At 27.5% G+C, this 12,507-nt stretch carries 12 protein-coding genes; 2 read left to right on the forward strand and 10 right to left on the reverse strand.

Going from position 1 to position 12,507, the window contains the following annotated elements; genetic code table 11:
• Positions 1-290: 290 nt before the first annotated feature.
• The gene (locus TEGL_RS14630) at positions 291-2,456 is read left to right on the forward strand and encodes a GH25 family lysozyme (protein ID WP_018589812.1); all 2,166 of its coding nucleotides are present in this window, start codon (positions 291-293) and stop codon (positions 2,454-2,456) included.
• Positions 2,457-2,493: 37 nt separating this feature from the next.
• On the opposite strand, the gene TEGL_RS14635 is transcribed toward TEGL_RS14630, so the two are convergent.
• The 10 genes from TEGL_RS14635 to TEGL_RS14680 all read right to left on the reverse strand — a co-directional run bounded on the left by TEGL_RS14635 (position 2,494) and on the right by TEGL_RS14680 (position 11,687).
• Positions 2,494-4,416: an AAA family ATPase gene (locus TEGL_RS14635; RefSeq protein ID WP_018589813.1), complete on the reverse strand. Its 1,923-nt coding sequence runs from the start codon at positions 4,414-4,416 to the stop codon at positions 2,494-2,496.
• A gap of 110 nt (positions 4,417-4,526) precedes the next feature.
• The gene (locus TEGL_RS14640; RefSeq protein ID WP_018589814.1) at positions 4,527-5,765 is read right to left on the reverse strand and encodes a uracil-xanthine permease family protein; all 1,239 of its coding nucleotides are present in this window, start codon (positions 5,763-5,765) and stop codon (positions 4,527-4,529) included.
• A gap of 34 nt (positions 5,766-5,799) precedes the next feature.
• Entirely contained in the window at positions 5,800-6,330 is a 531-nt protein-coding gene (gene pyrR / locus TEGL_RS14645; RefSeq protein ID WP_018589815.1) for a bifunctional pyr operon transcriptional regulator/uracil phosphoribosyltransferase PyrR, read from the reverse strand.
• A gap of 244 nt (positions 6,331-6,574) precedes the next feature.
• Entirely contained in the window at positions 6,575-7,486 is a 912-nt protein-coding gene (locus TEGL_RS14650; RefSeq protein ID WP_018589816.1) for an RluA family pseudouridine synthase, read from the reverse strand.
• Positions 7,486-7,938 (reverse strand): signal peptidase II, encoded by a 453-nt coding sequence (gene lspA / locus TEGL_RS14655; protein ID WP_018589817.1) that lies wholly within the window; start codon positions 7,936-7,938, stop codon positions 7,486-7,488. Before lspA ends, TEGL_RS14650 begins: the two co-directional genes overlap by 1 nt.
• Before the next feature lie 101 nt (positions 7,939-8,039).
• Positions 8,040-8,816 carry a polysaccharide deacetylase family protein gene (locus tag TEGL_RS14660; RefSeq protein WP_018589818.1) on the reverse strand — a complete coding sequence of 259 codons (777 nt, stop codon included), beginning with the start codon at positions 8,814-8,816 and terminating at the stop codon, positions 8,040-8,042.
• Between the two features lie 21 nt (positions 8,817-8,837).
• Complete coding sequence (locus TEGL_RS14665) at positions 8,838-9,329, reverse strand: TraR/DksA C4-type zinc finger protein (protein WP_018589819.1); 492 nt, start codon at positions 9,327-9,329, stop codon at positions 8,838-8,840.
• A gap of 15 nt (positions 9,330-9,344) precedes the next feature.
• Entirely contained in the window at positions 9,345-9,827 is a 483-nt protein-coding gene (locus tag TEGL_RS14670; protein WP_018589820.1) for a DUF5665 domain-containing protein, read from the reverse strand.
• A gap of 176 nt (positions 9,828-10,003) precedes the next feature.
• Positions 10,004-10,708 carry a 5'-methylthioadenosine/adenosylhomocysteine nucleosidase gene (locus TEGL_RS14675; RefSeq protein WP_018589821.1) on the reverse strand — a complete coding sequence of 235 codons (705 nt, stop codon included), beginning with the start codon at positions 10,706-10,708 and terminating at the stop codon, positions 10,004-10,006.
• A 133-nt stretch (positions 10,709-10,841) separates the two neighbouring features.
• Positions 10,842-11,687, reverse strand: coding sequence for a DegV family protein (locus TEGL_RS14680; protein ID WP_018589822.1), 846 nt, complete (start codon positions 11,685-11,687; stop codon positions 10,842-10,844).
• Positions 11,688-11,872: 185 nt separating this feature from the next.
• Between TEGL_RS14680 and TEGL_RS14685 the strand changes: the two genes are divergently transcribed.
• Positions 11,873-12,469 carry a TetR/AcrR family transcriptional regulator gene (locus TEGL_RS14685; RefSeq protein ID WP_018589823.1) on the forward strand — a complete coding sequence of 199 codons (597 nt, stop codon included), beginning with the start codon at positions 11,873-11,875 and terminating at the stop codon, positions 12,467-12,469.
• Positions 12,470-12,507 lie beyond the last annotated feature (38 nt).

The raw sequence follows: 12,507 nt of genomic DNA on the forward strand, positions 1-12,507 counted from the left end.
CCTTTTTATATATTTATACAAATTCTATTTGTATAAAATTAATGGTAGAGTTACTTTACCGTGGTTATAAAATAATTATGATTGAAAAAAATAATGACACAAATATAATCAACTAACACTCTAAAACATTTTCCTCTTATTTTCGTTATATTATTTACAATCTTACTGACTTACTATATATTTTAATTATAATAGTATATTTTGTCTAAATTTATCTAATTTACAGTAATTTTTATTATAAGTTAATATATTAAAATTTCAAAATAAAATTTTTGTATAGGGGGGAATCTATGAAAAAAATAACAAGATCATTTCTTGCTATATCACTTACAATCGCCATGATTTTTCAAAATATATTGTTCATAAGTAATGGTAAGGAAATAAATACAGTGGAAACAAGTAAGGATATTTGTATTAGTAGTAATTCTTTAGAAAGCCAATCTTCTACTGCACAACCTGATCCAAAAACTATCCCACATCGCAACATGGGAGAAACATATTCACTTCAAAATCAAGTACCAAATTTAGAAACTAAAACTTTGAATAAGAATAATTCTATAGGATTGGGAACAGTGACTAAAACCACACTAAATGTAAGAAGTGGCCCATCATCATCTTATAGCATTGTAGGTACATTAGATAATAGTACTAACGTAGACATACTTGGTAGGGATAATAATTGGTATAAAATATCAACTGACAATATAACGGGATATGTATCAGCATCTTACATTAAGTTAAGTCCTCTAGAGAAAGGAATTGATGTAAGTAAATGGAATGGAACTATAGACTGGAAGAAAGTAAAAGCCGATGGAATAGATTATGTAATAATACGAGGGGGATTTGGAAATGAAACTGTAGATCCACAATTTCATTCTTATATGAAAGGTGCCTGTGATGCTGGATTAAAAATTGGTGTTTATTGGTTTAGTTATGCTACTTCTGTAAATAAAGCTAGGGAAGAAGCTACAAAGTGTTTAGAAACCATTGCTCCTTATCGAAATAAAATAACTTACCCTGTATTTTATGATTATGAATATGCTAGCGTAGATTATGCTAAAAAACGCGGAATAAAAATTACAAAGAGTTTATCATCTAAAATGGCAGATACTTTTTTAACTACAATAAAAAAAGCAGGATATTTAAATGGTATATATACTAATAAAGACTTTGGAGACAAATATTTTTATGAAGATATGTTATTTGCCAATAATTTATGGATTGCGCAATACTCATCTGCTTGTACATATAATAAACCATATATAATGTGGCAATATACAGAAAAAGGTAAAATTAATGGTATTGGTTCATCCAGTAAGCCAGCTTACTTTGACATGAACTATACTTATTTAAAACCAACGAATAACCAAATACCAAGTAATAAAATTGACTTGTCTTCATCTACAATAAATGAAATAAGCTCAAAAACATATACTGGAAGTGCTATAAAACCTAGTATCACGGTTACTTCCAACAATAAATCACTAAAAGTAAATGAAGATTATACTCTTACTTATTCTGATAATAAAGATATTGGAACTGCAAAAATTTTAATAAAAGGAATGGGCAATTACACAGGAGAAAAAAACTTAACATTTAAAATAATACCAAAAAAAATTTCTAACCTTTCTTTATCAACAAAAACTACGAATTCTCTTGCTTTGTCATGGTTTAAATTCGATAATATAACTGGATATAAGGTCTATAAATACGATTCAAAATCTAACGCTTATAAACTTCTAAAAACAATAGACAATTATTCAACTACTTCTTATACTGATACGAAACTATCTGATGCAACGGTTTATAAGTATAAAATAAGAGGGTACAAGGTAGTAGGAAATGAAACTTATTATGGGCCTTATTCAGATGAATTTACAGAATCTACTAAAGTAAATACCGCAACTAATCTTAATTTAAAAACTAGAAATGCTAATTCTTTAACATTATTTTGGAACAAATTAAGCAAAGTAGATGGATACAGAATTTATAGACTTGATACAAAAACAGACACTTACAAACTAGTAAATACAATTTACGGTAATTCTATAATATCTTATACAGATACTAATAGAGCATCAGCAACAAACTATTATTATAAAGTCAAAGCTTTTAAATCTATCAATGGTGTAAAACATTATGGCAACTATTCGCCAAGATTAAAAGCTACAACAAGACCATCTCAACCAAACTTATCTTTACGTTCAACTACTTCAAAATCTATAAAGTCAAGTTGGACAAAAATAAGTAAAGGAACTACAGCCTATGAAGTGCGTATGTCAACTTCTAAAAATGGAACTTTTAAAACCATTGGTACCACTAAAAATACAAGCTTTACGAAAAATAATTTAAAAAAAGGAAAAGCATACTATTTTAAAATTAGGGCTTATAAAGTCGTTGATGGCAAAAAAATATATAGTTTATATAGTAGTGTAAAAAGCACAAAGTGTAAATAATTAAAAGGGCTTACTCTCTAAGCCCTTTATTGTTAGATTATATAACTCCCATTATTTCAAATAATTTTCTAAAATTATTCACTGTCTTATTACTTAAATTTATTGATTTACATTTTACTTTATCATAAAATTCTTTAGCTGCCATGGTTTTATTATCAGTATAATTTATACTAAATTTATTCTTATCTTCTTCACTAATAAGAGTTTCTACAAACTCTGCATATTTATAAATATCCTTATCCTTGTTATCGTAAGTATCATTACAATTCACAAAAAATATATCTTTATTTATTTTTAAATTTAAGTTTTCTACTAATTTGTCACATTCTACAAATCCAGCCTTATCATAATCTAATATTACCTTAAAATCACATCCCCAACCAATTAATATTGACACAATTACATTTACATTCCCTGCGCCAACAGCTGGGATAATATATGGCATTTTTTCCTCGGGCACATTAAAATAATATAGCATTGCCGTATAATACATATAGTCCGTTATGCCTTCTGTTACAATATTTAATTTTCCTCCTTGTGGCCCAATATTAAATCTTAAATCTGCACCTATAGCTTGAACTAATGGACTTAATGTTTCTCTTTTTGATACACTATTCAATTTATTATCATAAGCAGTATTGTAAATATTTGTATTACCTTTTTCATCTTTTTCTATTGCCCTTATATTTATAATATTATTGGAATCTATCATATAAGGTGAGTGTGTGGAATAAACTACTTGATTATTATTTTTACATAAATCATAGAATAACCTTAGTAGTTCTCTTTGAGCATTTACATGAAGATATACTCCCGGCTCGTCTAGTAAGTAAATTACATTTGTATCTTTTATATTATTTGCTAATATATCTATAAATAAATTCAAATACCATTTAAGCCCATTACTTCTTTCGCTAATATTAGTTGTAATTTCATTTGTTTTCACAAGTATTTTTATAAAATCATTTTTAAAAGATATTTTAATTTGAACATTTTCTTCACAATAAAATTCATTAAATCTTTTTTGTATATTGTACTTAACTTTTTCTTTTATTTTATTTCTAAATAGTTCTAATTGATTATCGTCATCATTTTCCATGGCAAGTAAAAATTCCTGTGTATTTATTTCGCTTGCTAATAAAAATTTATATAAAGCTCCCCTTCTATCTTTTATTTGTTTTTTTACTTCTTCCAATTGATATTCACTTTGCAATTCCTCTTCATTTTTTCTATGATAAAATATGGGTAAAAGTGAGTATTTTTTTCTTATTTTACTTTTAACAATTTCTAAATGCCTTATAAGAGTATATCTTTTTTCATCATAAATCATATTAGACTTATCATCCATTTGTATATTGTCAGAAAAATCATCTTCTTCACTAACACAAATGTAGTCTCCCTCATAAGAATTTAGAATATAGAGTAACTTATTAAGTGTCTTCTTATACTTAATCCAAACAGTATTATCAATATTTTCCATTATACTAATATATTTAGCTACTTCACTCAAAAATTCACTGTCCATGCTATCATAATAATTTTCATGTAAATACAAAATCAGTTCACTTTTCAAATAATTAATTGATTTAATTAGCTCTATATCCTCATTAAATAACCTAGAATACCCTCCCTTGAATTCAATTTCCCTATATTTTGAAAAATAAAAATAAGTAACATCATGTTTAATATCCTTATATTCTTTTAATAGCTCTATTTCATTTTCAGTAAATTTAAGTTCTACAACTAAAGATAACTCTTCATCTAAAAATCCATTGTTAAACTTATAAAAATCATCTAATATATAGTGACTAAAAGAAATTGCTCCTAGGATTTCAAGCACATTACTTTTACCACTATCGTTTTTACCTATTAATGCAGTAACATCATCTTCTAACAATAATGTATTTCTTTGTGTTCCTATTGATTTGTAATTATTTATTATTACACTTGATATCCTCATACAATTCACGCCCCAATTTAATCTTCTATAAATTATATTAATATAAGTATAAAAAAAATCACAAATTATATATAGATATAATTTGTGATTTAGCATTAAAATTTATTATTTTATGCTGGAAGTTCTTCAATAGTACTTCCATCTTCTTTTTTAAAGTCACTATAATTTATTAATCTGTTAACAATTATACCTACTAAAGCCGCCAAACTAAGTCCTGTTAGCTTTGCATTGCTAGCTATATTAATACCTATTTCTACTCCTGTAAAGTGTTTTACATAACAAGTAGTAAGGCCAATAACTAATATTATTAACATTACCGAAAGATTTCCATTTTCTTTATAACATTTGCTGTCTCTTATAGTTTTTATTCCTATGAAAGTAATCATTGAGAATAAGTAAATACTAATTCCACCCATAACTGCCGTTGGTATAGATTGCAAAAATGCACCAAACTTACCTACACAAGATATTACTATGGCAAACACTGCAGTAAGTCTTAATAGTTTAGGATCATAATTTTTAGTTATGGCAAGTAATGCTGTATTCTCACCATAAGTTGTATTTGCTGGTCCACCCATAAACCCTGCAAATAAAGTTGCTATACCATCTCCTAGTAAGGTTTTATGAAGTCCTGGATCTTCTAAGAAATTCTTGCCAACAACTGCACCATTAGTAGTTATATCTCCAACGTGTTCCATAAATACAGCTAAAACTACTGGCGCTATAATTATTACCGCTTCTAGTGAAAACTTTGGTGCGGTGAAATTTGGGATAGAAAATAAACTTGCTTGACCTACTGCACTAAAGTCTGTTATTCCAACAAGTTTACTTACTACTATACCAACAAATATTGCTATTATCACACTAAATTGTCTAATGCTACCTTTAACAAATTGATTAATTCCTACTGCCACACCTAAAGTTATAAGTGCCACTAGTATGTTATTCATAGCCATATCTATAGCTGTTGGTATTAAATTTAAACCTATTACTATTATCATAGCTCCTGTAACTTGTGGTGGAAAGAATTTTTTAACTTTTTCTGGTCCCACAACTCTTACTATTATTGACATAACTACATATATAAGACCTGCCACAATTATACCACCTTGGGCATAAGACAGGTCTCCATTAAAAGACTCTGCAACTTGATTTATTACTGATATAAAAGCAAAACTTGATCCTAAAAATACTGGTACTTTAAAATCTGTGCACTTATGGAATAATAGTGTTCCAACTCCTGCACAAAATATTGCTACTGATGGATCAAACCCCGTAAGCAGTGGAACTAATACGGTAGCTCCAAACATTGCTAACAAATGTTGTATTGATAAAATGGCTTTTTTCATTTTTTCCCCCTAAGATTTTAACTATATCGTTGATTTATTCTTCTATGCTAACTGAATCCTCTGCATCGCACTCATTTAATTTAACAGATATTATTTCTGTTTTTGATGTTGGTACATTTTTACCTACATAATCTGCTCTAATAGGTAGCTCTCTGTGCCCTCTATCTACTAAAACTGCCAATTGTATAGCTTTAGGTCTTCCTACATCCATAAGTGCATTTAAAGCTGATCTCACTGTTCTTCCTGTGTATAATACATCATCAACTAATACGACTATTTTATCTGTAATATCAAAATCTATTTTTGTTGAGTTAACAACTGGATCAATTTGTTTTTTACTTAAATCATCTCTATAAAGAGTTATATCCATTTCACCTATTTCTATTCTTTGGCCTTCTATAGCTTCAATTTTATCTACTATTCTACTTGCAACTGGAACACCTCTAGTCTTAATACCTATAAGTACTACATTCTCTATTCCTTTGTTTCTTTCAATAATTTCATGACTTATTCTTGTTATTGCTCTTCCTATTGCTTTTTCATCCATTATTTTTGCCTTTTGCATAAGAATCCTCCTAAAATTTTTGTATTTAAATAATTTTGTTAAATACCATGTAAATTCCAAAGAAATATTATTGTACATAAAAAAAACTTCTTATCTTAAGACAAGAAGTTAGTATTTTTCCACATAAAAAAATTCTATTGTTACATGCCTTATGATCTCTCTGTATCATTTTAAAGGTATTTAATTACTATCACCTATTATATATAATTAATAAGTTTTTTTCAAGTATATTTTACATTTTCCGTTACTTTATTCTATTAAGTATTTTTTGGAAATATATTGGTAACTCTGAATTAAATTCTACATATTCATTTTTACTAGGATGAATAAATCCTAATTTCTTAGCATGAAGGGTTTGCCCTTCCACTTTTAATTTGTTATTTTTAGGACCATATAAAGGATCTCCTAAAAGTGGATGATTTAACGATGCTGCATGAACTCTAATTTGATGAGTTCTCCCTGTTTCTAATGTAGCTTTTACTAAAGTATAATTTTCAAATCTTTCGATTACTTCAAAATGAGTTACCGCTCTTCTACCATCTTTAACTATAGCCATTTTTAATCTATCTTTCGGATTTCTTCCAAGAGGCTTGTCTACCGTTATTTTATCTTCTTTAAGTACACCATGACAAACAAATTCATACTCTCTAGTTATTGAGTGATCTTTCAATTGATTCGCTAAGTAATTATGTGCATTATTATTTTTTGCAATCATCAAAAGCCCAGAAGTATCTTTGTCAATTCTATGGACTATACCTGGTCTAATTACACCATTTATAGATGATAAATTATCTTTACAGTGATATAAAATTGCATTTACTAAAGTATTATCATAGTTTCCTGGCGCAGGATGAACAACCATATTTTGCGGCTTATTCACTATTAATAAATCATTATCTTCATATACTATATCTATGGGAATATTTTGTGGAGTAATTTCCAATAATTTTGGTGCTGGGATTTCAATTACTATTTTATCTTCTTCTTTGACTAAGTATTTTGCTTTTTCGATTTTATCATTAACTTTGACTTTTTTGTCTTTAATAATTTTTTGTATATAACTTCTAGACATATCTCCTAGCTGATTTGATAAATATACGTCTAATCTTTCTCCTTCTTCTTCTTCAAGAACTAAGAATTCTCTTATTTCATCCATTATTTCACCTGCTTCTCATCTTCTTCACTTGTAATTATATATATACATAGTAGTATTGTCCCTACTACTACAAAACAATCTGCTAAGTTAAATACATAGTTCCATATTATACGAAAATCTAAATAATCAATTACATATCCTAATCTAACTCTATCAACTAAATTTCCTATGGCACCTGATATTACTAGCAGTATTCCTATTTTACCAAGATTATTCACTTTTTTAGTATGTAAGTAATAAAGACCATAACAAGAGGCAATTGCTGCAACAAATATAAAAATAGTTTGATTATTTTGTAGCATACCAAAGGCTGCTCCCCTATTCTCCACATAAGTTAAATTAAAAATATTATTTATAACAGAAATACTTCCTATTCCTTTTAAATAATTTAATGCCCAATATTTTATTATTTGATCTAATCCAATTAATATAACTACAATAAGTTCATACATTTTCAAAATCCTCCTAAACAAGTCCTATCTTATTATTATACAAAAAAAGCATCTTTAAAGAAACAAATTTCTAAAAGATACTTTTTTATATTGTATATTGTTTAATTAGGAACTTTTTCATTGTTTGTATTTTTTTCTAAATGCTCTATTAATTCTGAAATTGTAACAAACTTATATCCCTTTTCCAATAAATCTGGAATTATTATATCTAAAGCTTCTATTGTTTGAGACTTAGAATTTCTTATTTTATTATAGTCATGTAACAATATTATACAACCATTTTGTATACCACTTTCTATAGATTTTACAATAGAACCAACTCCTGGACTTTCCCAATCTCTAGCATCTACATAAGACCAAAGCACTATATTCATATCTTTCTCTTTTATTATTTTGCACATATCTTTACTTATAGCTCTATATGGTGGCCTAAACGTTTTTGGATATATTCCTGTTACAGATTTAACTGCACTTTGGGTGTCTCCAATTTCCTTTTTTATTCTGTTGTATCCATTTTTTGATACATTTATATGTGTATAAGTATGATTACCTATTTCATGACCTTCTTCATATTCTCTTTTTATTATTTTTTTATTGTATTGAACTTTTTCTCCTATAACATAGAATGTTGCCTTAACATTGTATTTTTTCAAAATATCTAATATTTGCGGTGTGAAATCTTCATCAGGACCATCATCAAATGTCAATGCAAGAAGTTTCTCGTTTGTATTGCCACATTTAATTATTAAATCTTCATAATCAAGTTTTGAAGCATTTTCAAATATTCCTGTTTCTATATCTTTATTAGATATATTTCTAATACTTATACCTATTAAAACTATTGCACCTAAAATTAATGCATAAATAGTCTTTCTCATATGAAGCACTCCTTACTTATTTTATTCAGTTTCTCCATCCAAACCATTTTTGTTTAAATCAGTTAAATCTTTAATATACTCACTATAATACATATTATCGTATGAATTAAGTGGATTTTTATCCATATGTTCATTTTCATCTGGTGGAGTAATAATTTCTTTTGCGCAAGAAGAACAAAGAGTCGTTTCTGGTATTATATCTAACCTTTCCTGTTCTATCTTTTTGTGACAATTTGTACAAATACCATAGCTGCCATCAGAAAGTTTCCCTAAAGCTTCATTTATTTCATTTAAAACATATTTTTCATGATTTATTAGACTATTATCCATATCATGCATATATACATCTGTACCTATATCTCCTATATGATTATCTACACTGGATAATTCTCCACTACTGTATTTTTCACTAGTATGCTTAGTTGTATTTCCAAATAGAGTATTGTCTTCCATTTCCTTTATGGTCTTTTTTACTTGATCTTTTTCATTTTCTAGTTTTTTTCTGTAGTCCATAATATCACCTCATTTTTATCTATATTCTTGTACTATGTTTAATAATTTTGCTATGTATCTTCCAATAATAGGCAAATCAACCCAACTAAATAGCATGGCAAGTACTATAGCTGTAAGAACTGTAAATCCAATTGCTTGTCCAAATCCCTTTCCTACACCAGCAATAAAATTAATAATAAATAATCGCCTTTTACTATCTGTCAAATACATATAGTCTCTAATTCTGCTTCTTTCGATTATTAGTATTAGTTTTTCTAAATATCTTTTAATGATACCTAATTCTTTTTGTGAATCGTCACTTAGATACATTCCATTGATAAGTCTATCAATATCTTCAATACTTACATATTCCTCAGTATTTTTTTTACATTTTTCTGTATAGGAGGCTTCTACAGCCTTATCTATATCTAAATAGTTTTCATCTTCAACATTGAAATTTTCTTTTTTATTTTTATAATTTTCAAGATTTTCTGCAGATATACGAGTTTTAAACTTCATTATTCCACATCCTTTTATATTTTCATAACATCAAATTTAGTATATGAAGAAAACTTTTAAAAATACAAAACAAAGACTAAGTAATTTTCATTTTCTTAGTCTTTCCCTTTTCATTATTAATTATTTCTTTTTTCTATTAGAATAAAAAAAGGAAGCCAAATTAGCTTCCTTTTCTGCTATAATGCTCTTAGCATTTTTAGTACTATATCTTTTGAATTTTCAGCAGCTTCTATAACAAATTCATCATATGTTACATTAGCACTTCCATCAGCTTTATCTGACATGGCTCTTATTATTACAAATGGAATATTATTTAAGTAACACGCATGAGCAATTGCAGCTCCTTCCATTTCTCCACAATAAGCATTAAAATCATTTTCTAGTTCTTCTTTTAATTCTTTAGAAGATATAAATATATCTCCTGTTGCAACTCTACCTTTAACTATTTTAAACTCTTTATCTTTTACTTGATCAAGAGAAGATTCATATGCAGCATTTATAAGTCTTTCATCTGCTATAAATATGGAATTATCCATTTGTGGTATTTGTCCTTTTTTGTAACCAAAAGCTCTAGCATCCACATCGTATTGTATTGCTTCTGTTGATATTACTATATCATTTACATCTAGTGATGAGTGTATAGCCCCTGCTACGCCCGTATTAACTATGGCATTTACATCAAATTCACTTATTAATATTTGAGCACATAATGCAGAGTTTACTTTTCCTATTCCACATTGTACCAATACGATTTCTTTATCTTCTAGCTTTCCTTCATAAAATGTTAAACTTGCTTTATTAACAGTTTTTTCTATGTTCATTAAACTTCTTAGAGTTGTTACCTCTAATTCCATAGCCCCGATTATTCCTACTTTTTTCATATGTCCTCCTAATTTACGTACATTTTTAATAATAAGAATTTTATTATTAAAAAACCGTTCTAATAAATTAGAACGGATATTTTCAATATATTTAATAATATGTTTTATATAAAAATTTGTCAAGAAGCTAAATCTATATAACTGCCACCAATACTGCACCTTCTGATGTATAAACACCCATAGATGGACCTATTTCCATTACAAAAACTTCTTTAAAGTCATGATAATTTTCTAATACTTCTTTTACTTTCATAGCTCTTTCTGGGCAATTTGCGTGACCTATAGCTAGTTTAGTTCCACTTGTTTTGTTAACATTATTTTTTATATAATCTATAACTTTATTTATTGAGTTTTTATCTCCTCTAGCTTTATCTATAGGCTTAACTAAACCATCAGTAACATGAACAATGGCTTTCAAGTTTAAAGCTCCTATTATTTTTCCTGCTAGAGCATTTATTCTTCCACCCTTTATTGCATTTTCTAAGGTGTGTAAAGCTCCATAAAATACTAATTCATATTTTAATTTTTCAATAGCGTTTACTATTTCATCCATATTTTTATCTTCATCTATCATATTTGCGATTTTTGATACTAATAATGCTTGACCGATTGATCCCGTAGTAGAATCGATTATCTCTATTCTCTTTTTACTTCCGTTTTCTTCCTCATACATATTCTTTGCAAGTACTGCACTATTATAGATTCCTGATAATTTGCTTGTTAAACATAATACTATAATGTTGTCTTCCTCACAATCAAATGCATCTAAGAATTGATTAGGAGATGGACATGATGTTTTTGGTAATTCACTATAGTCTTTCATCATTTCATAAAATTGTGGTATAGTTATATCTGTTCTTGTTGAGTAACTTTTATCTCCAAAAGCAACCATTACATCCACTATTTCAACTTTACTACTCTCTATAATTGCCTTAGAAAGATCACAACTACCATCTGTTATTAATTTAATATTTTTCATTCAAAAATACCTCTCCTTAAATATAGTACATCAAATCGGTCAACTGACCGAGCAATAAGTATATTCTATCTTTTATAAGGATTTTTGTCAATATTTATAGAATGAAAATGTTTTTTGTAGTTTGACAATATTTTTTTGTAACATTATAATAGGTGTAGATAAGTAAAGTTAGGAAGGTTTATAATATGAAATTAGATAGAGGAACCAAGCAAAATCATAACATGAAGGAAAAGATTTTATTAACTTCTATTGATTTAATGACTAAAAATGGTATAAATAATACTTCTTTAGCAGATATTGCGAGAGAAGTTAACATAAGTAAAGGCACATTATACTATCATTATTCATCAAAGGACGATATTATATTCGATATAGCAGATAATCATTTAAGTATAATATCCGAAGCATTATTAGATTGTTTAAAAGAAATAAATTTTCATTTTACTACAGAAGAATTTGTATTAGTGGTGCTTAAAAACATTTCAAACATTGAAAGTACTGGTAGAATTCATATGTATTTAATTTGTGAAGCAATAATGGGCAATAATGCATTAAGAGATCGAATTGGTCTTAAATATGTTGAATGGAGAAATACTTTGGAAAATCAAATGACTCAAATTATAAGCGATAAATCACATGCAAAAGGCGCTTCTTTCTTATTAATGTCTGTAGTAGATGGACTAGTAATACAGGCACTTTTAAAAAGTGAAAAAATACCTTACGCAGAAATAGCTAAATTCTTAATAGATTATTCAAATAAAAATAGAACTACCTCTTTATAATTATTAACTAAGAGGTAGTTCTATTTTTATCTTAAGTT

This window comes from Terrisporobacter glycolicus ATCC 14880 = DSM 1288, assembly GCF_036812735.1.
In the GTDB taxonomy this organism is placed as follows: Bacteria; Bacillota; Clostridia; order Peptostreptococcales; family Peptostreptococcaceae; genus Terrisporobacter; species Terrisporobacter glycolicus.